This is a genomic window from Pseudomonas peradeniyensis, from assembly GCF_014268935.2.
Lineage (GTDB): Bacteria > Pseudomonadota > Gammaproteobacteria > Pseudomonadales > Pseudomonadaceae > Aquipseudomonas > Aquipseudomonas peradeniyensis.
In genome coordinates, this window is record NZ_JABWRJ020000001.1 from 1,384,606 (window position 1) to 1,407,688 (window position 23,083).

Here is a 23,083-nt window from a genome sequence, read left to right on the forward strand (position 1 = left end):
GGCAACGCCGGCTCCCACAGGGGCCGCGTTGTCGGGCGTCAGAGCACTACCCGGCGCAAACGCCCGCCCAGTGGCACCACTCGGCCATCGGGCGTCGGCAGCGGACGGCCCGACAGGCCCATGCCTTCGCTGATCACCACCGCATCTTCCACCAGGCACAGGTTCGACGGTGTATCCAGCTCGCGGGCCAAAATGCTCACCAGGCCGCTGTGCAGGTCGCAATGCAGCAAACGTCCGCTGAAGCGGGTGAAGCCGCCGTGCAGCGCCTCGCCGTTCCATTCGGCGCGCAGGGGTTGCTGCAGGCTGGCGCAGAGTTCCAGGACCAGCACGTTGCCCTGTGCGTCCAGGGCCAGGCCGGTGGGCAGTTGCAGGCCGTCGATCAGCACCTCGAGGCGCCCGCTGTCCGGCCAGACCCGGACCACCTGGCCGGCCTTGTCGGCGAAGTCCACGCCCTTGCGCGCCGGATCGCCATGCAGCTCGCCGGAGAACAGGCTGACCAGTACCGCTCCGGTAGCCGGCTCGTATACCAGGGTGACAGGCACGGCCTCCTGGTTCTGCGCCAGGTTCGGCAGGTGCACCAGCACCTGTTCTGGTGCGCCGGGGCGCAACTCCACCAACTCGTTGGTATCCGGCTTGACCGCCAGCCAGCTGCGCCGGCCGGGGTGATAGCACAGGGCATTGAGATTGCCCTGGCTGTGACACACAGGCTCCGGCGGGCTGTATTGCAGGTCGAGGAGTTTCGAGCCTGCGACGTAATCGGTCTGGCTGACGAGGTAGCGACCGTCGCCAAAGGCGATGTCCGACAGGCCCATGATCTCGTCGCGCAGCATGCGCGCCTGCATGTTCATGGCACGGAAACCCTGGGCGAGGGTTTCGCGGGGCAGGTACGCGCCTGGCTTGCCCGGGTCGACAGGCAGGCGGCTGATCCGTCCTGTGAACGGGTCGCCGGGCAGGCCGCTGCCGGCTTCGACCAGCAGCAGGCTGCCGTTGTCCTCGGCGTGGACGCCGCGGGGGTTGAGCAGGCCTTCGGCGATGATCGAGGAGGGGCGCAGGGTTTCGCGGGGGTGTTGCGGAATATGCAGTGTTGTTGGCATGGATCCTTCCTGTCGCGGGGGGCTCGGGCCTTGTTCCCTGAACCATGAAAAGCGCCGGGCGACATCACTGCCACCCGGCGCCCGTGCCTCAGTTGATCTTCAGATGGTTATAGTCATCCATGCTCAGCTGCTTCGGTGGGTACTTCAGTTGCACCAGCTTCTGCGCCCAGAGCTCGAGCACCGATCGACGGCTTTGCGGCATGTCCCGGGTGATCGGCATGGCCACGGTGCTTTCTTCCTGGTACGCCTTGCTGATCAGGCGGGTGAGCTGGTCCACCGCGCCTTCGATGCGCGACAGGTCATTGAGCGGCATGTACTTGCCCATGATCGGGTACAGGTAGTAGTAGGGCTCGAAGATCCTCGGGTAGATGAAGCTGTCCCAGATCAGTTGTCCCGAGTCGGGTTTCGAATAGACCTTGTTCCATTGGTCGACGAACTCCTGCTTCAGCGTGGGTTCCTCCGGCAGCACCCGCAGCGGCGCGAGGAAGTCCACATAGGCGCCCAGGTAGTTGAAGCTGAAGACGATATCGGCCTTGCCATCCTCGTTGGGGAAGAAACGCAAGGTCGGGAAGCCGGGAAGCTTGCCGGTGACCGTCACGCTGGCGATGCCGTTGTCGTCGGTGGTGATCTGCAGGTAGTTGTAGGTCACCTGTTCGTTCGCCGGCTCCTGCAGGTCTCGGCTGGCCATCTTGGCGCCCTCGAGGACCAGGCAGGCGCCCAGCGATATGCCAGCGGGGGTGGTCTTGTACTGCTGGTACGTCACCTGCGTCCCGCCCTCGGTCGCCACCTCGCTGCGCAAGCCCACCAGCTTGCGTCCCGCGCCCTCGGTGGCCATGGCAGCGACCTCGGGAGCACCGACGAACTGCGGCCAGACTTCGGTGTTCTGCGTGCGATCAGCCGGGAAGTCCTTGAACAGGGTAAAGTCCGGATTGTTGCTGAAACCCAGGTAGTAGCTGGAGGTGCCCAGCAGATAGGGGTTGTTGTATTCCGCCACCAGCAGGTTGGTGTTCTTCGCCGGCACGCCGTTCTTCTGCACCATGATCTGCAGGGTCCTGGTTTCGCCCACGTCGATGAAACTGCCGCTCTGGATCACTTCGGCGGTCCAGGTCGCCTGCGTGGAGGTCGGGATCCCGGTCGCCTGCTGTTGCAGCGCCAGCGGTGCGCCGCTGGTCAACTGCGCCTGCTGGCTCTCGGTGAGCAGCAGGTCAAGGATGCCCGAGCGCTGCTCGAACATGCTCTGCTGGTAGTCCGCGTAGGTGAAGCTGGTCACCGGGACGAACGTACCGCTTTGGTCGATGCCCACGTCGAAGCTGCCGAGATCGAGTTTTTCCGCCGTCGGTATATCGGGATTTTGACCCACTTGCGGTGTGGCGGGTTTGAACGGGAAGGTATTCATCAGGTCCAGCGACAGGATGCTGTCGTGAACCTGCGCCGAGACGACACCCAGCTGTACGACGGGCGGAGACTCGAAGTTGTACTGCGGGGGCACGGCCACGGCAACGTCAGGCACCAGGCGCACGCCGGCCGGAGCGGTCGGGTATTCGTCATCGAGCCACAGGCCGAGGACACCGGAGGTGCAGCTGTAGGCCGGGTTGAAGAAGATGTCCGCGGGATTGCTCAGGCCTTTCTGGTACAGCGTCTGGACCCTGGCCATGTCCATCGGGCTCTGGGATTTGGCACTGATGGGGGGCTGGTCGTTGAACACGCCGTTCTTGTCGTAGAAGGTCAGGTAGGTGCAGAAACGGAACATCAGGCCCTGCACACCCGGCGCGTCCAGTTGCGCCTGGAGGTTCTTCAGCAGCGCCGAATCGCCGACCACCCAGCTCAAGTTTTCTTTCGGGAAGCAGGTCTGCCAGGTGGTGGTGACATAGTTCAGCCCGCCGAACGCGCCCCAGTTGAAGTTGAGGAAGCGATCGAGCATGCGGAACTGCCGCTTGGCGGTCAGGCCGCAGGTGTCGTCGCCCAGGACCAGCCTGTCGAAGTACAGCGCGGTGAAGGTGTTCTGCCAGGGGCTGACGTCGACGAAGCGCGCCGGGCTCGGGTTGGTGCTGCCGAACGGGTTGCCGTACAGGTTGTAGGGCAGGGTGATCAGCGGGTCGCTCTTGACATAGCCACCGGTGGGCAGTTCGCCGCCGATGATGGTGGAGGTGGTCTCTTTGTAGGTGACGGTGCCGCAGCCGTTGTCGCCGAACAGATCCCACTCGGCGGGCATCATGACGGGATAGCGATTGCGCGGGGACGGCGCGTTGGGCGGCGCCTGGGTGACGTAGTCCGGCGCCTCGTGCAGCGCCCGGGGCGTGATCATCCAGTTCAGCAGAAGGTCGCCGGCATTGTCCCTGTTGATGTTGTAGTGCTGGAGGAAGCGCCAGTTCATCTCCATGTTCACCGCGTCGTACAGCGGGAACATATCGTTGTTGTTACCCGTTGGCGGGTTCCAGAACATGTGGCCTTTCATGTAGATGCGGGGGAAGTTCAGTACGCTCATGTCATGCTCCTCAAGGACGCTGCCACTGGGCGCGCTTCAGCGACCAGACAAAATCGAGTTTGTTGTAGCCCTTGAACTCGGACGCGGGCACCGGCTCGGTCGGGTAGACGATGCCACCCTGGCCGGCCTCGCCGCCCTGGGCGAAGTTGAAGTAGCCGTCGCTCTTCGAATAGGCCGCCGTGCCGTGGCAGGCAAAGCACGAGGACTGGGTCTGGAAGGCCGACTCCAGCTGGGAATTGGCCAGCAGCGTGGGACTTGTCTGCAGTTGCGTACCGATCAATTCGTAGCGCGACAGATCCCCGTACCAGCCCTGGAACTGCGCGTTGACCGGGACCGCCGCCGGCGTCGGCCCGGTGCTGTTGGTCATCGGCTGGGACGGCACGGCATTGGTCACGGTGTACAGGTGATTGTTGACGTTCTCGAAGGTGGTCCAGACCCAGCCGGTGACCAGCTTGTTGATCACGTGCAGGGCCGTGAGCGCGGCGTAGCCGACCTCGTAGGTGCCGTCCTTGTTTTGGTAGTAGGCCTGGGCGATGTAGTAGCCGTCCTTCTCCAGTTGCGCCTGGTAGGTGGCGTCGCTGCCGATCCACAACCAGCCGGCTTTCACTTCCCAGGCGGTGGCCGGGAAGTCCAGGCCGGTGGTGAGGGCGTCCTGGCCATTCATGTTGTAGACGCCCTGGTCGACGATGTAGTTGAAGGTGGACTCGCCCATCAGCAACTGGAAGCGCACGGGCTTGCCGCGTTGCGACTCCGGTACCGCTCCGCCCATTTCCAGGGACAGGCCATCGACCTGCTGGGTGGCGTTGAGGTTGTGGAAGGCGCGCTTGAGGTTCATCCCGGGAATCGTGGCGGCCTGTTTCGTCACGTCCTCCGGAGGGGTGAAGGGCGTGCCGTAGGGCGTGGGTTTGGAACCATCGGCCAGGTACACCTGGTCCGACGGCTTCATGGTTTCCCAGACCCGGTCGAGACCGTTCGGCGCCAGCTGGTTCAGGCAGTTGAACCAGTTCCAGCTCAGGGTTTCCTTGCTCGTCTCGAGCAGGGCCTGGGCCTGCGCCTGATTGCCGTTGAAGGTCAGGAAGTTGCTGCAACTGAAGGTGTTGGTGTTGTCAGCCTGGGCCAGTCCGGCCAGTGTACTGAGAACGGTTATCGTGATGGCTCGCCGCATGTGTGCTCCTTGGCATTGGCCAGGTCATGTTGGTTCTGCTCCAGGAAATGCAGAAGCAGCAGGTGCTTGACCGCCGTTGCCGCAATGCTCCGCGGCAGCGGTACGTCGCAATCGGTGATCAGCAACGGGCCTGTCTGCTCGCTGGCGGGCGGGCGGCCGTGACTGCCACGGACCAGGCCGCTGTCCAGCGGGATCAGGTCCATGTAGTAGCGCATGCCGAGCTTCTTCTGCAGCAGACGGCGCGCCACCTTCAACCTGGGGAAGCGGATGGCCGGGTCGACGAACAGCTCCACCGGGTCGTAGCCGGGCTTGCGGTGGATGTCCACGGTGCGGGCGAAGTCCGGCGCCTTGCGCTCGTCGAACCAGTAGTAGTAATCGAACCAGAATCCCGGGGCGGCCAGCGCCACCAGCTCGCCGCTGCGCGGATGGTCCAGTTGCCAGGTGCGCTGCCCGGCCCGGTCCAGCACCTGCTCGATGCCGGGCTGGCGCAGCAGCAGGGCCTTGATGCGCGGAACATCCTCCTCGCGCCTGACGTAGACATGGGCGATCTGGTGATCGGCCACCGCGAAGGCCGCGCTGGCACCGGGGTCGAGCAGTTCCCAGGTCAGCGACTGGCGCACCTGCAACAAGCCTTGCTCGCGCAGTACGCGGTTGATGGACACCGATTGCCCGACCGCCTCGATGCCGTACTCCGACAGCAGCATCACCGCCGCGCCCTGGTCCCGGGCGAAGCTCAGCAGGCGTCCGACTTCATGGTCGATGGCCCGCACCTCAGCGGCGATCGACGGGTGCTCGGGGCCGACCCTCTGCAGGCTGTAGTCGAGGTGGGGTAGGTAGACCAGTTGCAGGTCGGGGCGATTGAGCTGGAATTCGAGCAGGGCGCAATCGACGATCCAGCGGCTCGAGGCGATGCCCGCCGCCGGCCCCCAGAAGCCGGGGAAGGGGAACTCGCCGATCTGCGCTTCGATCCGTTCGTGCAGGCCTGGCGGCGACGAATACAGCCCGAAGAGCTTGCGCCCGTCGGCCGGGTAATGCGGGCGCGGGGTGATCGAGGCATCGACGTTGGCGTACATGTTGTACCACCAGAACAACTGGCTGCAGCGAAACCCGGGCAGCTCGCGCTTGAGCGTGTCCCAGACCTTCTCGCCCTGGATCAGCGCGTTGGGTTGCAGCCAGAAGCGCACCTCGGCCTGGTCGCGGAAATACCAGCCGTTACCGACGATACCGTGCTGCGACGGCGGTGCCCCGGTCAGGATCGAGGCTTGCACCGTGGAGGTCACCGCCGGGAACGATGGTTGCAGGCTGGCCATCTGCGCGGTTTTCAGCAGTTCGTTGATATGCGGCGTGTTCGCGCCCAGCAGCGAGGGAGTCAGGCCGACCACGTTGATCAGCAGCAGGGGTCTACGGGCAGGCATCGGCATGCCCCTCGTGTATTGGCGCGTGCAGCAGGCGACGCTGGCGCAGCTGGGCCTCGACCCAGTGCAATTCGGCGGCGATGCCGCGCAGTTGCTCCTGCTCATTGCCCGGCCGCAGTTGTGCGGGGAGGACGCCCCAGCTGTAGGTTTCCACCTCCAGCACCGGGCGCAGGTCGCCGTGGGCGGCCAGATAGTCGAAGGTCTGCCCCAGTGCGACCTGGCTGCCGCTGAGTTCGGGCAGCAGAAGCTGCTCGCTGAACAGCGGGACGTGGAAGTGAATCCGCAACTCACCATGGCGTCCGGGATCACGGGCGCAGTCGGCCAGTGCGCCAGGCAGGTCGGCCCAGGCCATCAGGCGGCCCTGATGGTCCCGCGCCTTGACCTGATGCAGGTAGGTGGCTTCGCAGAACTGCCTGAGCACGTCGAGGACCTGCGCGAAACGCTGCGGGTCATCGACCGGCAGGCGACAGATCATGGCGTTGGACAGCTGGATCTTGCCGATCGGTACCCCGGCCAGGCGCAGGCGCTCCAGCGAGCGATAGCAGTCCTCGAACATCACGGCCTGATGGCAGACGTCGAAGCACAGGGCCAGGTACTCATGGTACGGATCGCTGGCTTGCCAATGGGCAAAGAAGGCGATGGCCTGGTCGGTGTTTTCCAGTACGCAGTCCGGCTCCATCTCCAGGCAGAACACCACCTTCCGGCCGCTCTCGCGATGCAGCTCGGCCAGCCCGGCGGTGAGCTGGCCGAGCTGCTGTTCGGCACGCTGCTGTTTGGCCGGACTCCAGCTGGCGGCGTAGCCCAGGGGCACGCTGGAAATCACCCCTTGCCGGCAGTCCGCCGGCAAGGCCTGCGCCAGGATCCGCGCGAGGTTCAGGCTGTAGGTCAGGCGCTCGGGCATGGACCAGTCGGGCAGGTAGACCTCGGCCTTCACCGCGCCCTCATGGAATTCGCCATAGGGAAAACCGTTCAACGAGGTAAGGCGCAGCCCGGTGTCCTGCAGCAGGTCTAGGAACCGGCCGCGTGCCGACGCATCCTGCAACTCACTGGCGGCACGGGCGCAGATCCACAGGCCGCTGTCCTGTTCGCGCAGGCCGCGCAGGTGGCGCACACCCTGGAAGTGGCGCTCGATCGAGGCGCGCAGCCCGGCCAGGTCGCGGGTCGGATGCACATTGCTGCAGTAACCGAGCTGGGTAGGCGTCCAGCACAGGGCGGCGCTCATTTGATCACCGGGTCCTGGCCGCGCAGGGCAGAGTTTTCCTGCCAGGTCTTGCGCTGGTCGATCGGCAATGGCGTGCTGACCAGGGCCTTGTCCAGCTGGCCGCTCTGGGCGAAGAAATCGACCGGGTTATGGAACAGCACCTGCTCGACCTGGGCCTCGCTGAAGCCGGCTTCGCGCATGGCCTGGCCGGTCTTCGGCACTTTCAGCGGGTCGCTGACGCCCCAGTCGGCGGCGCTGTTGACGATCATTTTCTCCGTGCCGTACTGCTGCAGCAGGGCGACCATGCGCTGCTCCGACATCTTGGTATTGGGATAGACCGAATGGCCGCGCCAGCAGTCGGTCTCCAGCACCAGGGGCAGGGTCAGCTCGTTGAGGTGATCGATCACCACCAGGTGCTCGGGGATGCCGACTTCGCGGATCACCGCCAGGGTGCGCTTGGTGCCGCCGATCTTGTCGCGGTGCGGGGTGTGCACCAGGACCGGTAGTTTGAACTGCTTGGCCAGCTCCATCTGCAGGGCCAGGAAGCGGTCTTCTTCCGGGGTGATGTCGTCGTAGCCGATTTCGCCGACCGCCACCACGCCATCCTTGACCAGGTAGCGCGGCAGGATCTCCAGCACTTCCTCGGCCAGCCGCAGGTTATTGGCTTCCTTGGGGTTGATGCCGAGGGTGCAGAAGTGGTGGATGCCGAACATGCTGGCGCGAAAGCGCTCCCAGCCCAGCAGGGTGTCGAAGTAGTCGACGAAGCTGCCGACGCTGGTCCGCGCCTGGCCCTGCCAGAACGCCGGCTCGATCACCCCGGTGATGCCGGCGGCCGCCATATTCTGGTAGTCGTCGGTGGTGCGGCTGACCATATGAATGTGCGGGTCGAAATACGTGGGCATGGTGAATCCTCATCAAGGGCAAGGAGATGTCGGTTGTGCGGGGCCAGCGGTGGATCGGTCAGCTGCCGAAGAGGTGCTCGTGCCACTGCGTCGGCAAGCGTTGCTGCTGGTACAGGTCTGCCAGGCGCTTGCGCTGCGGCGGGCTGAGCAGGCCGAAGGCGATCAACCGGGGCAGGCCGGGCGATACCGGGCGCCCGGCGGCGAGCTGTTCGTCCATCAGGTCGAGGGCCAGCTGGTTGAGGGTTGCACCCTGGCGCTGCGCCAGGCCGATCACCCGTGCGGCATCCAGGCCCATACCCAGCGCCTTGAGCACCAGTTGATGGAAGGCCCGCTCCGGGTAGTGGCGGGAGGCATAGGGTGTGTCCAGTGCCAGGGCGGCGAACACCCGCGGGTTGCTGGTGCGGCCGGCGAGCAGGGCCAGCTCGAGGCAGCGCCCCTCGCTGTCGAGGTCATCGAGGGCCTTGAGCAGGGCGGCCTTTTCCTGGTCGTCGCCCCATTGGAACAATTGCTCCAGCAGCGCCGGGCGGGCCGCGCCGGGTTGCAGGCCGACGACATGGGCCAGCAGCAAGGCGCGGGCCAGCTCGATGGTGCTCCAGCCATCGGCACCGGGCACCGCCTGTTCACGCAGATGGCGCTTGCATTGGCTGCTGAGGATGGCGGCGGTATTGGCGTCCGGCGATTGCCGCAGGCGTTCCTGGGCCTGTTGCCACCAGCGTTTTTCAGTTTCATCGAGCAGTTGGCCCAGGGCCTGGCTGCGTTCGGCCAGCCGTGGCTGGGGCACGCTGACGTCCATGTTCATGTCGGTTTGATCCAGCGTTGAAAGTGGGGAAGCAGGAAAAACATCAGCACGCAGAACAGGCTGCCCAGGGGCTGGTTGGCCACGGCCATCACCAGGGCATCGAACAGGGGCAGGGCGGCGAGGCCCGCACCGATGAAGGCGCGGACCTTCAAGTGCTGCGGGTTGGCCAGGTGCAGCCAGTAATGGCGACCGAGCCAGCCCAGCCAGAGCATCAGCAGCGGCCAGAACCACAGGGTCTCGGCGTAGATCGCCAGAGCCAGGGGGCTCAGCATCAGCAGCAGGGGCAGGCGGCTGAGCAACTGGTTGCGGTGCTCCTGGCTGGCCAGGTAGGTCAGCCCGCTGATGTACACGCCAAGCAGGATGGCGCAGAGCCAGATGGGTTCCGGCGGCACCGTCAGGCTGGCCGCTGCGGTGAGGTACAGCGCCGAGCGGCAGGCACCCATCAGCCAGACGCTGTGCACGTACTTTTTATGCAGCAGGTTGTAGCCGAGGATGCAGCCGACCAGCAGGGTGATGCTGCCCAGCAACCACTGGGGCTGCTCGGTCAACTGGCTCAGGCCCAGTGCCGAGGCACCGGCCAGGGCCAGCAGGAGCAGGGTCGCGAGCCGCACTTGCCGGCAGCTGACCAGGCCCAGGGTAATCGGGCGGGGGTTGTTGTGCCGCTGGTCCCAGTCGGCGTCCAGCAGATCGTTCAATAGCATGCCGGCCAGGTAAAGCAGCGACAGCGTCACCAGCAGCAGTGCCCACACCAGCCCCGACGGTGGCGCCAGGGCGCCGGTGCTGCTGGCCAGGAGGGCGGCGGCGAGGGCGTTGGTCCACACGGTCGGCAGGTTGGAGACCCGGCCCAGGGTCATCCAGGTCTTGAGGTTCGCCTGGGGCTGGCTCATTGCGCGCAACCCTCGCTCAGGCCGAAGGGCGCCGCGTCGAGGCTGGCGAGGCGCAGCAGGGCCTGCTGCATCAGATGGTCATCGATTTCATGCAGGTCGATTGAGGCGCCGATGCGGCTGAGCATGGGGATCGACAGCTGGCCGCCCAGATGTTGACGGAACTCCTCCAGCCCGAGCATCACCTGGAAGCGTCCCGACCCGTCTTTCAAGGTCAGTTCCGTCGGGCACAGATCGAACCCGAGCTTTTGCAGGAGGCTCACCACCCGCTCACTGTCGGTATCGCTCAACAGCCCCAGGGCATTGGCATAGAACGCGTCGAGGGCCATGCCCACGGCGACCGCCTCGCCATGGCGCAAGCGGTGCTGGCCAAGGTTTTCCAGCTTGTGCGCGGCCCAATGACCGTAGTCCAGCGGCCGGCCGTTGCCGCGCTCGAACGGATCGCCGGCGCCGGTGATATGCCCCAGGTGCAGTTGGGCGCAGCGGAAAATGGCATGGCGGCTGGCCGGATGATCGAAACGGGCGAGGGCTGTGGCCTGCTCTTCCATCCATTGGAAGAACGCCGCGTCCTTGATCAGCGCCACCTTCACTGCCTCGGCCAGGCCGGCGATCTGGTCGCGGCGGCTGAGGCTGGTCAGCAATTGGAAGTCGTTGATCACGGCGGTGGCGGGGTAGAAGGCGCCCAGCAAGTTTTTCTGGCCGAAGGCATTGATGCCGTTCTTAACGCCAATGCCGGCGTCGTTCTGCGCCAGCACCGTGCTCGGCAGGCGGATCAGGCGGATGCCGCGGTGGAAGGTGGCGCAGGCGTAACCCACCGAATCCAGCAGTGCGCCGCCGCCCATGGCCAGCACGTAGCAGTGCCGGTCGAGGCCGTGCTTGAGCATATCGGCGTACAACTGCTGGAGTACCTGCGCGGTCTTGCTCAGCTCACCAGCCGCCACGGCGATCGGCGCGGCCTGCAGGTGCAGGTCGCGGGCATGGCTGGCGAACCAGGCCTCGATCTGCCCGGGCAGATGCGGATTGCACTGCAACAATTGCTGGTCGGCGAAGATCAGCACTGTCACCCGGCCGTGCTGTCCGGCGGTGAGCTGCTGGTGCAGGCAGGGGTTGTCCAGGTCGAACAGATGATCGGTAAAGCGCACCGGATAGTCGTAGCTGACCTCGAAGCGGCCGTGCAGGACCTCTGGCGTGGCGGGTTTGCGCAGCCTCCTGAACAGGCTGTAGGCGGCGATGAAAAGCCCCGGCAGGACCATGCTGGCGAGGAGCGTGACCAGCAGCGCGTTCTCCTCGACGAGGAAGCTGCCGATGGCGCTATAGGCCAGGGCCAGGCCCATATTGGCCAGGGTCGTGACCAGGACGAAGGCGCGCAGCGGATAGCGCTGCATGCCGGCGGCGACTACCGAGGTCTCCGCCAGTACCGGCACACCGCGCAGGCAGACCAACGACAGGGTGCCGAGCTTTTGCACCAGCTGCCCGGGTTTGCGCTGATGCAGGCCGAGGCGGCCGGACAGCACGCGCAAATAGCCGGCGCCCAGGGCATAACCCAGCCAGGCGCCGAGGCACAGGCCCACGAAGATCACCAGGTAGCCACCGATGCTGCCCAGGGCGGCCACGGCGAGCAGCGCGACCACGCTCGACGGCACCGGCAGCACGACGTCCAGTGCCAGCAAGGCGATCAACAGCAGGGCCAGGTTGGCTTTGCGGGCGGGGGTATCGGGCAGGTACAGCGCCAGGTGGGCCAGGAAGTCCTGGATTTGTTGCTCGAACAACAGAAAGCTGGCGACCACCAGTGCGCTGAAACAAACAAGTGATACCCAGAAATATTCGGCAGGCGCCTTGTTGCAGAGCGCACGAAGCCATTGGCCGCGCTTCATCAAGCATCCCTCTTGATATTGTTATGACTGATTTCCGTTTCAGTTTTTCAAAGCAGGGTGTTAATGCTTGGACGGAATAAAAAGCTCCAGGCTGAGTGATATTGTTTTAATGGCTACTTCGACGGTTTCCGAAAACTTAGACGCTCGCGAGGCTTTTGCAAGGCGGGATTGAACGATTTCTTCTCCATATGTCGGTTGCACCGCAAGCGCTGCCTGCAGGGCGCGGCCGGGCGTTTTTTCCAACCGCGCAGGTTCATGGCGGGCCAGCACGGCGAGCGCCATGGCTGGCCACTCCAGCAGCGCGGATGAACGAAAATGAAGAAACTATGCCTGGCGGCGAATATTACCGATCTGCCGCAGGCTCAGGCCGTACTTGTTGGCCAGCAGGCTGCGCGACAGCCCGCTGGCGCTTTCCTTCTGGATCTGCTGGTTGCGCAGCTGGCGCTGGAAGTGATCGGGCTTGGGGATTTCCAGGGCCAGACCGGCGTAGCGCTCGATCAACGCGTCGAGCGCCTGCGATGGCAGCACATCGGCCAGCTTGCTGCGGTCGCGGTGCTTGGGAATGTACTTGGGGCGTCCGCCGAAAGCGCAGGTCAGGCGGTAGGCGCTGTCCAGGCCGATGCACTCAATCAGCGCCTGCAGCGATTGAGGCAGTTGGGTGATGTCGATATTGCTCAGGTCTGGCTTTTCCACGAAATGGTTCCTTCCGTCATGTAGGTTTGGCAGACGCCGAGGCCCGGTTGGCTGCGGCGTGGTCGGCCACGGGTGGCGGTCCGAGTGGCGTGGTCCGATTTTCGAACAGCAGCGGAAAGGGTCGCTAGGCGCGAAGCGGACCGGAGCTTGTAGCCGCAACTGCCTGTTGTTTGCGGGCAGCCTGATAACGTGAAGTAGGAAACGCCTTCACCCTTTAGCTACAGGCCCCAAATCGTCTAGTGAAGGGGTTCCATGATGGCGGTTTGGGTGTGTGACCCAGACGTTCGCGCGCAGACGCGCCCGGGTGTCTTTGGGGTGAGGAGGTATGTGCAGGGAAAGGGGGCGGGCAGGAACTTCAGCGGGGGAAAAGCGGGCGAGGTATCATGGCGTCGGCTCCGCTGGAGCCTCATGTCCCCGATGTCGCAAGGAATTTCCGATGACCCACGTGCAGCGCCTCAAATACTCGATCCTGATCATCCTGGTGGTCCTGGGGATCATGCTCGGCCTAAGCTACCTGCAGAAGCAGGGCACTATCAGCGAGCAGACGTTCCAGTACATCGCCATCGCCATCGCGGTGGTCGTGGTGGTGATCAACGGGATCCTGCGGCGCAAGGTCAAGCCCTGAGACGGGCGGGCCGGCATATCCTTGCCGGCCAGGCGCTCAACGCGAGACAGGTTGCTCGAGCACGGCCCGGGCCTGGGGGTTGAGGCTGTAGCACTTGTCGCTGCCCAGGCTGATGACGCCTTCGCTGCACAGGCGCTTGAGCACCTCGCGCACACTCAGGAACGACAGTGGTATATCCAGTTGCTCGAGTTGCGCATGCACGCCGCGCACGCCAATGCTGCGGCCACTGCGCCCGGCGGTGTGCAGCGCGTCGATGACCTTCAGGCGGATCAGGCTGGTGCGCAGGCCATAGGCACGCAGCAGCTCGCGGATCTGTTCGTTGCCCACGCGTTCCTCCTGGGGGGCGGCGGCCTGGCCTGGGGCGGGCGGCGCCGATAGCGATTGTTGCGGGTTGTACATGTGAATGCTCCTTTTCGTGGACTGTCCCGAAATCATGGGTGCCTCACATCTAAAGACGAATGAGATCGACAAAACTGCAACCCTCGGTGAAAAAAATCTGACACGTTCTGTTGAGGACGTTGCAGCCTCGCGTCGACCGTAAAATTTTCATCCGGCCATTCGTCTGTTCGGGATGACCCCGATAGCACGAGGAGTGCCTGTGATCCCTCTTCCCCTGTTCCGCCTGGGCCTTGCCGCCGCCCTGGTTGCCTCCAGCCTGGCCGTCCAGGCCCGGGAGGTCGCCGACGAGGCTTCTGCGCAGATCCGCCGCACCAGCTTCGGCGTGCCGCATATCCTGGCCAAGGATGAACGCGGCCTGGGCTACGGCATCGGCTATGCCTACGCCCAGGACAACCTGTGCCTGCTGGCCAACGAGGTGCTGACGGTCAATGGCGAGCGCTCGCGCTATTTCGGTGGCGACGCCAAGACGGTCGAGCAGCGCGACAACCTGTCCAGCGACCTGTTCTTCACCTGGCTCAACGAGCCGGCGGCGGTGGACGCCTTCCTGCAGGCGCAGCCGGTGGCGGTACGCGACCTGCTCGACGGCTATGCCAGCGGCTACAACCGGGCCCTGGGCGAGCGGCGTGCCCAAGGCCTGCCGGCCGAGTGCGGGGCAGGGGACTGGGTGCGGCCGATCAGCAGCCGCGACCTGGTCAAGCTGACCCGGCGCCTGCTGGCCGAAGGTGGTGTCGGCCAGTTTGTCGAGGCGGTGGTGGCCGCGACTCCGCCGAAGCTGGCGGCGCAACGCCCGGCGGTCGATTACGGCGTGGCCCTGGCGCGCCAGGCGCAGTTCGCCGCCGAGCGTGGCAGCAACGCCGTGGCGGTGGGCAGCGAGCGTTCGGCCAATGGTCGCGGGCTGCTGCTGGCCAACCCGCATTTCCCCTGGATCGGCGGGATGCGCTTCTACCAGATGCAACTGACCATCCCCGGGCAGCTGGATGTGATGGGCGCGGCCCTGCCGGGCCTGCCGGTGATCAATATCGGTTTCAACCGCCATCTGGCCTGGACCCATACCGTCGACACCTCGAAGCATTTCACCCTCTACCGCCTGCAGCTGGACCCCAAGGACGCGACCCGTTACCTGTATGACGGCCAGTCGCTGCCGCTCGAGCGCAAACAGCTCAAGGTCATGGTGAAGGGCGAGGACGGCTCGCTGAGCGAGGTGGAGCGCACGATCCATCTGTCGAAGTTCGGCCCGGTGGTGCAGTGGCCAGGGCGGCTGGACTGGGACAACCAGGCGGCCTACAGCCTGCGCGACGCCAACCTGGACAATACCCGGGTCCTGCAGCAGTGGTACCGGATCAACCGTGCCGACAGCCTGGAGGCGCTGAAGGCCTCGGTGGGGCAGTTGCAGGGCATTCCCTGGGTCAACACCCTGGCGGTGGATGCCGCCGGCCAGGCCCTGTACCTGAATCAGTCGGTGGTGCCCTATGTCGACCAGGCGCTGCTGGCGCAGTGCAGCAATCCGGCGGCCTCCGGCCCGCTGGTGGTGCTCGATGGCTCGCGCAGCGCCTGCCAGTGGAAGGTCGATGCGCAGGCGGCCCAGCCGGGGATCTTCCCGGCGAACCTGCTGCCGAGCCTGGAACGACGCGACTATGTGCAGCATGCCAACGATTCGGCGTGGATGGCCAACCCGGCCCAGCCGCTGACCGGCTTCTCGCCGCTGGTCAGCCGTGCCGACCAGCCCCTGGGCATGCGCAGCCGCTTTGCCCTGCAGCGCCTGCAGGGCAAGGACAAGCTGGGTGTCGCCGAGCTGCAGCGCATGGTGTTCGATGACGAGGTGTACCAGGCCAGCCTGCTGTTGCCGGACCTGCTGCAATGGTGCAAGGGCGTGGAGGCGGATATCGAGCCAGTGTGTGCCAGCTTGCGGGACTGGAACGGCAAGGCCGACCTGGACAGCAGTGTCGGCCTGGTTCATTTCATCAATATCGCCGGCGCGTTGGCCGAACACCCGCAAAGCTGGCGCGTGCCGTTCGATCCGGCCGACCCGCAGCACACCCCGCGTGGCCTGGCGGTGGAGCAGGCCGCGGTAGGCAAGCTGCTGCGCGAGGCGGCGCTGGCGTCGCTGGAGCAGGTGGGCAAGGCGGGCATCGCCGCCGACCAACGTTGGGGGCAGATCCAGCAGGCCGCCGACGGCACGCCGGTGCCCGGTGGTCCGCAGGCCCTGGGGGTCTACAACGCGATGGTCAGCGTGCCGGTGGGGCCGGGCAAGCGCCTGGTGGTCAGTGGCTCGAGCTATCTGCAGGTGGTCAGCTTCACCGAGCAAGGGCCACAGGCTCAGGGATTGCTGGCGTTCTCGCTGTCGAGCGAAAAGGCGTCGGCACATGCCGCCGACCAGACGCGGGCCTTCGCGGCCAAGCAACTGGCGCCGATCCCGTTTACCGAGGCGCAGATCAAGGCTGACCCGCAGTATCGGCAGTATGTGATCAGCGAGCGGGACAAGGGGCGCGTGGTCAGCGCCCAGTGATCAGGCGTCCTGATGGTTCAAAACGTAACTGCTTTGATTAGATCTGGACTGCGTGGGAGCGGGCTTGCCCCGCGATCACCGGCGAAGCCGGTGCCATACACTGCATCGCGGGGCTAGCCCGTTCCCACGCTGGTGATCCTTGCAACTACGCTTCCTGCGCGATAGCGCAGCTCGAAGGGCTGGGAGTTTTTTAAGGGCTGCGCATGGGCGGTCGTTCAGGAAAACTCGAACGGCGCCAGCTGGAAGCCCTGTTCGTCCACCTGCAACGCCCAGCCCCGCCGGTCCCAGTCCCCCAGCACGATACGCCGCGCCGGCTGGCCGTCGACCACCAGCTTGTGCAACGCCGGCCGGTGGGTGTGGCCATGGACCAGGGTGCGCACGCCGTGGGCGGCCATCACCTTGGGCACTTCCTCGGGGGTGACGTCGACGATCTCGGTGCTCTTCATGCGCACCTGCGTACTGCTTTCGCTGCGCAGCTTGCGCGCCAGCTTGTGCCGCGTGGCCAGCGGCAGGTGCCGCAGGATCCACAAGGTCAGCGGGTTGCGCAGGTAACGGCGCAGCTTCATGTAGGCCACATCGCGGGTGCACAGGGTGTCGCCGTGCATCAGCAGCACCGCCTCGCCACCGAGCTCGACCACGCTGGGGTCGGCCAGCAGGGTGCAGCCGGCGGCGTCGCAGAACGCCTGGCCGATGAGGAAATCGCGGTTGCCGTGCATCAGGTAGATCGCCGTGCCGCTGTCGCTCAGCCGGCGCAGGGCCTGGCAGATCGACTGCTGGAACGGCGTCATCGCATCGTCGCCAATCCAGGCCTCGAAGAAGTCGCCGAGGATGTACAGCGCCTTGGCGTGGCGGGCGCGGCCGTCGAGCAGATCAAGAAACGCCCGGGTAATATCCGGGCGTTCTTCTTGCAGGTGCAGATCGGAGATCAGCAGTATCACTCAATGATCTCGGCTTTCTCGATGATCACGTCTTCTTTCGGCACGTCCTGGTGGCCAGACTTGGAACCGGTGGCGACCTTTTCGATGGCGTCGACAACCTCGGTGCCTTCGGTCACTTTACCGAACACGGCGTAGCCCCAGCCCTGGACGTTCTTGCCGCTGTGGTTGAGGAAGTCGTTGTTCGAGGCGTTGATGAAGAACTGCGCCGACGCCGAGTGCGGCTCCATGGTACGGGCCATGGCGATGGTGTACTTGTCGTTCTTCAGGCCGTTGTCGGCTTCGTTCTGGATGCTGGCACGCTTGTCACGTTTTTCGTTCATGCCTGGCTCGAAACCGCCGCCCTGGATCATGAAGCCCTTGATCACACGGTGGAACACGACGTTGCTGTAGTGCCCGGCCTTCACATATTCGAGGAAGTTGGCCACGGTGATCGGGGCTTTTTCGTCATTCAGTTCAATGACGATATCGCCGTGGTTGGTGCTCAGTTTGACTTTGGACATGCTGAAATTCGCTCTTTCAAGGCATTCGGGAAATAGGGTGCGCGGTGCGCTCGGATGACCTGACGCAGGATCAGGCCGCCGCGGCACACTCCACTGGGGCGCCATTGTGCCGGATTGTAGACCGCTGCGGCGACAAAACGCGCCACTTTGTCGGTGCTCCGGCTGTCAGCAGCTTGACTGCTTCGGCTATGATAGGCGCTTTGATTCAATCGGCCTACCCGGCCGGCTACCTGCATTCAAGGACACTATGAGCAAGCCCACTGCCGACAACGCGCCAAACGCCGCTGCCAAAGGCGCACCCGCCGTCCCTGTGAACTTCCTGCGGCCGATCGTCCAGGCCGACCTGGACTCGGGCAAGCACCAGAGCATCGTCACCCGTTTCCCGCCGGAGCCCAACGGTTACCTGCACATCGGTCACGCCAAGTCGATCTGCGTCAACTTCGGCCTGGCCAAGGAATTCGGCGGTGCCTGCCACCTGCGTTTCGACGACACCAACCCGGCCAAGGAAGACCAGGAGTACATCGACTCCATCCAGCGTGACGTCAAGTGGCTGGGCTTCGAGTGGGCAGGCCCGGTGCGCTATGCCTCGGACTACTTCGAGCAGCTGCACGCCTGGGCGGTGGAGCTGATCAAGTCGGGCAACGCCTATGTCTGCGACCTGACCCCCGAGCAGGCCAAGGAATACCGCGGCAGCCTGACCGAGGCCGGCAAGAACAGCCCGTTCCGCGAGCGCAGCGTCGAGGAGAACCTCGACCTGTTCGCGCGCATGAAGGCCGGCGAGTTCAAGGATGGCGAGCGCGTGTTGCGCGCCAAGATCGACATGGCCTCGCCGAACATGAACCTGCGCGACCCGATCCTGTACCGCATCCGCCATGCCCACCACCACCAGACCGGTGACAAGTGGTGCATCTACCCCAACTACGACTTCACCCACGGTCAGTCGGACGCCATCGAAGGCATCACCCACTCGATCTGCACCCTGGAGTTCGAAAGCCACCGTCCGCTGTACGACTGGTTCCTCGACAAGCTGCCGGTGCCGGCGCACCCGCGCCAGTACGAGTTCAGCCGCCTGAACCTGAACTACACCATCACCTCCAAGCGCAAGCTCAAGCAGCTGGTGGACGAAGGTCACGTCGAGGCCTGGGACGATCCGCGCATGTCGACCCTGTCGGGCTACCGTCGCCGCGGCTACACCCCGGCCTCGATCCGCAATTTCTGCGAGATGATCGGCACCAACCGTTCCGACGGCGTGGTCGACATGGCGATGCTCGAGTTCAGCATCCGCGACGACCTCGATCGCACCGCGCCACGCGCCATGTGCGTGCTGCGCCCGCTGAAGGTGGTGATCACCAACTACCCCGAGGGCCAGGTCGAGCAGCTCGAACTGCCGCGCCATCCGAAGGAAGACATGGGCGTGCGCGTGCTGCCGTTCGCCCGCGAGCTGTACATCGACCGCGACGACTTCATGGAAGAGCCGCCCAAGGGCTACAAGCGCCTGGAGCCGGCCGGTGAAGTGCGTCTGCGCGGCAGCTACGTGATCCGCGCCGACGAGGCGATCAAGGACGCTGACGGCAACATCGTCGAACTGCGCTGCTCGTACGACCCGGACACCCTGGGCAAGAACCCCGAAGGCCGCAAGGTCAAGGGCGTGATCCACTGGGTGCCGGCGCAAGGCAGCGTCGAGTGCGAAGTGCGTCTGTACGACCGCTTGTTCCGCTCCGCCAACCCGGAGAAGACCGAAGACGGCGGCAGCTTCCTCGACAACATCAACCCCGATTCGCTGCAGGTACTCAGCGGTTGTCGCGCGGAACCTTCCCTGGGCCAGGCCCAGCCAGAAGACCGCTTCCAGTTCGAGCGCGAAGGCTACTTCTGCGCCGACCTGAAAGACTCCCAGCCGGGTCGCCCGGTATTCAACCGGACCGTGACCCTGCGCGATTCGTGGGGCAGCTGAGGAACCTTCGTGCTTACCATCTACAACACGCTGAGCAAGACCAAGGAAGTTTTCAAGCCGCTGGACGGCAACAAGGTGCGCATGTACGTGTGCGGCATGACCGTGTACGACTACTGCCACCTGGGCCACGGCCGCAGCATGGTGGCCTTCGACCTGGTCACCCGCTGGCTGCGCAAGAGCGGCTATGAGCTGACCTATGTGCGCAACATCACCGACATCGACGACAAGATCATCAACCGGGCCAACGAGAACGGCGAGTCGTTCGACGCGCTGACCGCCCGCATGATCGACGCGATGCACGAGGACGAGCGCCGCCTGAGCATCCTGCCGCCGGACCTGGAACCGCGTGCCACCGACCATATCCCCGGCATGCACGCGATGATCCAGACCCTGATCGACAAGGGCTATGCCTACGCGCCGGGCAACGGCGACGTGTACTACCGGGTCGGCAAGTTCGTCGGCTACGGCAAGCTGTCGCGCAAGAAGATCGAAGACCTGCGCATCGGCGCCCGCATCGAGGTCGACGAGGCCAAGCAGGACCCGCTGGACTTCGTCCTGTGGAAGGGCGTCAAGCCGGGCGAGCCTTACTGGGATTCGCCGTGGGGCCCGGGTCGTCCGGGCTGGCACATCGAGTGCTCGGTGATGTCCACCTGCTGCCTGGGCGAGAGTTTCGACATCCACGGTGGCGGCAGCGACCTGGAGTTCCCGCACCACGAGAACGAGATCGCCCAGAGCGAGGCGGCCACCGGCAAGCAGTACGCCAACGCCTGGATGCACTGCGGCATGATCCGCATCAATGGCGAGAAGATGTCCAAGTCGTTGAACAACTTCTTCACCATCCGCGACGTGCTCGACAAGTACCACCCGGAAGTGGTGCGTTACCTGCTGGTGGCCAGCCACTACCGCAGCGCGATCAACTACTCCGAGGACAGCCTGCGCGATGCCAAGGGCGCGCTCGAGCGCTTCTACCACGCGCTGCGCGGCTTGCCGCGGGTCGCGGCCAAGGGGGGCGAGGCATTCGTCGAGCGTTTCACCGTGGCGATGAACGACGACTTCGGCACGCCGGAAGCCTGCGCCGTGCTGTTCGACCTGGTGCGCGAGATCAACCGCCTGCGCGACAGCGACCCCGAGGCCGCCGCCGGCCTGGCGGGTCGCCTGCGCGAGCTGGGGGATGTGCTGGGTGTGCTGCAGCTGGAGGCCGATGACTTCCTGCGCGCCGGCGCCGAGGGCAAGGTCGATGCCGCCGAAGTGGAGGCGCTGATCCAGGCGCGTCTGCAGGCGCGCACCGACAAGAACTGGGCCGAGTCCGACCGCATCCGCGACCAGCTGACCGCCATGGGCGTGGTGCTGGAAGACAGCAAGGGCACCACCACCTGGCGCCTGGCTGACTGATCCGCTCAAGCCCTATCGCGGGGCAAGTCGCATCGGCGCACCGCCGCTCCCACGATAGCGTGGGAGCGGCGGTGCGCCGATGCGACTTGCCCCGCGATGCTTTTAAACGACGGAACAGTGCAGCACTAATTTGGCGCCACCCAGTTCGCTGGACCCCACCTCAAGCCCAAAGCCATGCAGGTCGACGATCGCCGCGACGATCGACAACCCCAGCCCGAACCCCGGGTGGCGATGGCCTTCCTCGCTGCGGTAGAAGCGCTTCAACACCGCCTCACGCTCATCCGCCGGAATACCCGGCCCGCTGTCCTCGACGGCGATATGCACGCCTTGATCGTCTTCGCTGGCGACCATGCGCACCTGGCCGCCTTGCGGGGTGAACTTGATCGCATTGCCTACCAGGTTGGCCAGGGCTTCGAACAGCAATTCCCGATCGCCATGCAGGGCCGCCAGTTGCGCGGGCTGCTCCAGCTGCAGACGGATGCCGCCATCCTCGGCCAGTGGCAGGTAGAAGTCGTGCAGCTCCACCAGCAAGGCCTGCGGGTCGAGCTGGACGAAGCCGGCGCGGCGTTGGCGGTCTTCCAGTTCGCTGATGCGCAGCAGGCCACGGAAGCGCGCCATCAGCGTGTCGGTCTCGCCGATCGCCTGGTCCAGTGCTTCGCCTTCGGCAGAGTCGGCGCCGCTTTGCTGGCGAATGCGATAGAGCTGTGCGCGCAGGCGGGTGAGGGGCGTGCGCAGGTCGTGGGCGATGTTGTCACAGACCCCCTTGACCTCATGCATCAGCCTTTCGATGCGGTCGAGCATCGCGTTGACGATGGCGGCCAGCATGTCCAGTTCATCACGGCGCACCGACACCGGCAGGCGGTGGGTCAGGTCACCGGCGACGATAAGTTCGGCCTGGGCCTGGATCGCCCGGATGCGTTTGAGCGGTCGGCGGCGCAGCAGGTACCAGCCGGCGAAGCCTGGAATCAGGGTCAGGGAAATGCCCCAAAGCAGCGCGTCGAGAATGATCCGGGTGACCACGAACAGCGAGCCGTTGTCGCGCACCAGCACCAGCCAGCGACCGTCCTGGACCTTGATCGCCACCGCGTCGCAGCTGTCGCGGGGCAGGTGCGGATCGTCGGCGTCCAGGCAGCGCTTGAGTTCATGGACCTTGCCGTCCAGGCCCAGCTCCGGCGGGATGCTGCGGATGCGCCCGCCAATCGGGTTGAGCTGGGGGGCGAACAGGCCGTAGGCGTCGAAGCTGCGCTCCTCGAAGGCCTGGCTTGCGATCAGCGCGTCGTCCAGCTGCTTGCCGCTCATATGGGCGAACAGGTGCTGGCGTTGCAGCATGGAATGACGGGTGAGTTTGTTCAGGTAGCTGGTGACCTCGAAGTACAGCACCCCCATGAGGATGCTGCTCCAGGCCACGAACAGGAAGCTGTACAGCGCCAGCAGGCGGCTGGTGGAGGAACTCCAGCCCTTAGACGGGTTCGGCAATGGCATAGCCGGAGCCCCGCACGGTACGGATCAGCGGGTTCTGCCCGGGCGAGTCGATCTTCTTGCGCAGACGGCCGATGTGCACGTCGATCAGGTTGGTGCCCGGGTCGAAGTGGTAGCCCCAGACTTCCTCGAAGATCATCATCCGGGTGATCACCTGGCCGGAGTGGCGCATCAGGTACTCGAGCAGCTTGTACTCGGTGGGCAGCAGGTTCAGCGCCTGTTCGCCGCGGCGCGCCTCGTGGCTGATCAGGTCCAGCTCGAGGTCGGCGACCTGCAGGCGGGTCTGGGTCATCGGCACGCTGTTGCGGCGCAGCAGCACCTCGACCCGGGCGGCCATCTCGTCGGAGGCGAACGGCTTGGTCAGGTAGTCGTCGCCGCCGGCGCGCAGGCCGCGCACGCGCTCGTCGACGTCCGACAGGGCGCTGATCATCAGGATCGGCGTGGTGATCTTCAGGTTGCGCAGGGTGGTGACGATGGTCAGGCCATCGACCTCGGGCAGCATGCGGTCGAGGGTGATCAGGTCATAGCCGCCGGCGATGGCCTTGGCCAGGCCTTCACGGCCATTGTCGGCCCAGTCGACTTCCAGACCGTGGCTGGACAGTTCGGCGACGATTTCCTGGGCGGTGACGGCGTCGTCTTCGATGGTCAGTACGCGAGGCATGCTGGTTCCTGGGCGGCGAGTGGAGACCTGATTGTGCCAAAGAATAGACAACCGGCGATTTAAGAAAAATTCATCTGGCAGCCCGGGAGACGCATTCCCCTGTAGGAGCGGGCTTGTCCC

General features: G+C 65.1%; 20 protein-coding genes. 4 read left to right on the forward strand and 16 right to left on the reverse strand.

The window, feature by feature from the left end:
- Window positions 1-38 precede the first annotated feature (38 nt).
- From HU751_RS05905 to HU751_RS05955, 11 genes are all read right to left on the reverse strand, one after another.
- On the reverse strand, window positions 39-1,094 hold the full coding sequence (locus HU751_RS05905; RefSeq protein ID WP_186733262.1) for a hypothetical protein: 1,056 nt from the start codon (window positions 1,092-1,094) through the stop codon (window positions 39-41).
- Between the two features lie 88 nt (window positions 1,095-1,182).
- The gene (locus tag HU751_RS05910) at window positions 1,183-3,579 is read right to left on the reverse strand and encodes a hypothetical protein (RefSeq protein WP_186733261.1); all 2,397 of its coding nucleotides are present in this window, start codon (window positions 3,577-3,579) and stop codon (window positions 1,183-1,185) included.
- 10 nt (window positions 3,580-3,589) lie between these two features.
- Window positions 3,590-4,744, reverse strand: a complete 1,155-nt coding sequence (locus HU751_RS05915; RefSeq protein ID WP_186733260.1) for a hypothetical protein — start codon at window positions 4,742-4,744, stop codon at window positions 3,590-3,592.
- On the reverse strand, window positions 4,723-6,159 hold the full coding sequence (locus HU751_RS05920; RefSeq protein ID WP_186733259.1) for an alkaline phosphatase family protein: 1,437 nt from the start codon (window positions 6,157-6,159) through the stop codon (window positions 4,723-4,725). The genes HU751_RS05915 and HU751_RS05920 overlap by 22 nt, the downstream gene beginning before the upstream one ends.
- Window positions 6,146-7,381, reverse strand: a complete 1,236-nt coding sequence (eboE, locus tag HU751_RS05925; protein ID WP_186733258.1) for a metabolite traffic protein EboE — start codon at window positions 7,379-7,381, stop codon at window positions 6,146-6,148. Before eboE ends, HU751_RS05920 begins: the two co-directional genes overlap by 14 nt.
- The gene (locus tag HU751_RS05930) at window positions 7,378-8,262 is read right to left on the reverse strand and encodes a TatD family hydrolase (protein WP_186733257.1); all 885 of its coding nucleotides are present in this window, start codon (window positions 8,260-8,262) and stop codon (window positions 7,378-7,380) included. Before HU751_RS05930 ends, eboE begins: the two co-directional genes overlap by 4 nt.
- Window positions 8,263-8,320: 58 nt before the next feature.
- A complete protein-coding gene (locus HU751_RS05935; protein ID WP_186733256.1) occupies window positions 8,321-9,061 on the reverse strand; it encodes an EboA domain-containing protein in 741 nt (246 codons plus the stop codon).
- On the reverse strand, window positions 9,058-9,948 hold the full coding sequence (locus tag HU751_RS05940) for a UbiA family prenyltransferase (RefSeq protein ID WP_186733255.1): 891 nt from the start codon (window positions 9,946-9,948) through the stop codon (window positions 9,058-9,060). The genes HU751_RS05935 and HU751_RS05940 overlap by 4 nt, the downstream gene beginning before the upstream one ends.
- Window positions 9,945-11,819, reverse strand: a complete 1,875-nt coding sequence (locus tag HU751_RS05945) for a 3-dehydroquinate synthase (RefSeq protein WP_186733254.1) — start codon at window positions 11,817-11,819, stop codon at window positions 9,945-9,947. Before HU751_RS05945 ends, HU751_RS05940 begins: the two co-directional genes overlap by 4 nt.
- Before the next feature lie 60 nt (window positions 11,820-11,879).
- Window positions 11,880-12,101, reverse strand: a complete 222-nt coding sequence (locus HU751_RS05950) for a hypothetical protein (protein ID WP_186733253.1) — start codon at window positions 12,099-12,101, stop codon at window positions 11,880-11,882.
- Between the two features lie 42 nt (window positions 12,102-12,143).
- The gene (locus HU751_RS05955) at window positions 12,144-12,512 is read right to left on the reverse strand and encodes a Mor transcription activator family protein (RefSeq protein ID WP_186714430.1); all 369 of its coding nucleotides are present in this window, start codon (window positions 12,510-12,512) and stop codon (window positions 12,144-12,146) included.
- Window positions 12,513-12,948: 436 nt separating this feature from the next.
- Between HU751_RS05955 and HU751_RS05960 the strand changes: the two genes are divergently transcribed.
- Complete coding sequence (locus HU751_RS05960) at window positions 12,949-13,137, forward strand: hypothetical protein (protein ID WP_011533313.1); 189 nt, start codon at window positions 12,949-12,951, stop codon at window positions 13,135-13,137.
- Window positions 13,138-13,173: 36 nt separating this feature from the next.
- Here the strand turns inward: HU751_RS05960 and HU751_RS05965 are convergent, their stop codons facing one another.
- Window positions 13,174-13,536, reverse strand: a complete 363-nt coding sequence (locus HU751_RS05965) for a fe2+ zn2+ uptake regulation protein (RefSeq protein ID WP_050706026.1) — start codon at window positions 13,534-13,536, stop codon at window positions 13,174-13,176.
- Window positions 13,537-13,735: 199 nt separating this feature from the next.
- Between HU751_RS05965 and pvdQ the strand changes: the two genes are divergently transcribed.
- Window positions 13,736-16,042: a bifunctional acylase PvdQ gene (gene pvdQ / locus HU751_RS05970; protein ID WP_437181036.1), complete on the forward strand. Its 2,307-nt coding sequence runs from the start codon at window positions 13,736-13,738 to the stop codon at window positions 16,040-16,042.
- A gap of 215 nt (window positions 16,043-16,257) precedes the next feature.
- Here pvdQ and HU751_RS05975 read toward each other — a convergent pair whose 3' ends face one another.
- Together HU751_RS05975 and HU751_RS05980 are read right to left on the reverse strand one after the other, a co-directional pair.
- Window positions 16,258-16,980: a UDP-2,3-diacylglucosamine diphosphatase gene (locus HU751_RS05975; RefSeq protein WP_186733251.1), complete on the reverse strand. Its 723-nt coding sequence runs from the start codon at window positions 16,978-16,980 to the stop codon at window positions 16,258-16,260.
- A complete protein-coding gene (locus HU751_RS05980) occupies window positions 16,977-17,480 on the reverse strand; it encodes a peptidylprolyl isomerase (protein WP_110699387.1) in 504 nt (167 codons plus the stop codon). The genes HU751_RS05975 and HU751_RS05980 overlap by 4 nt, the downstream gene beginning before the upstream one ends.
- 247 nt (window positions 17,481-17,727) lie before the next feature.
- Here HU751_RS05980 and HU751_RS05985 point away from each other — a divergent pair, with 247 nt between their 5' ends.
- Window positions 17,728-19,431 carry a glutamine--tRNA ligase/YqeY domain fusion protein gene (locus tag HU751_RS05985; RefSeq protein WP_050706022.1) on the forward strand — a complete coding sequence of 568 codons (1,704 nt, stop codon included), beginning with the start codon at window positions 17,728-17,730 and terminating at the stop codon, window positions 19,429-19,431.
- Window positions 19,432-19,440: 9 nt separating this feature from the next.
- Window positions 19,441-20,823, forward strand: coding sequence for a cysteine--tRNA ligase (gene cysS / locus HU751_RS05990; RefSeq protein ID WP_186714427.1), 1,383 nt, complete (start codon window positions 19,441-19,443; stop codon window positions 20,821-20,823).
- 102 nt (window positions 20,824-20,925) lie between these two features.
- Here the strand turns inward: cysS and HU751_RS05995 are convergent, their stop codons facing one another.
- Together HU751_RS05995 and HU751_RS06000 are read right to left on the reverse strand one after the other, a co-directional pair.
- Window positions 20,926-22,305: a sensor histidine kinase gene (locus tag HU751_RS05995; RefSeq protein ID WP_186733250.1), complete on the reverse strand. Its 1,380-nt coding sequence runs from the start codon at window positions 22,303-22,305 to the stop codon at window positions 20,926-20,928.
- Window positions 22,283-22,963 carry a response regulator transcription factor gene (locus tag HU751_RS06000; RefSeq protein WP_050706019.1) on the reverse strand — a complete coding sequence of 227 codons (681 nt, stop codon included), beginning with the start codon at window positions 22,961-22,963 and terminating at the stop codon, window positions 22,283-22,285. The genes HU751_RS05995 and HU751_RS06000 overlap by 23 nt, the downstream gene beginning before the upstream one ends.
- Window positions 22,964-23,083: the final 120 nt, after the last annotated feature.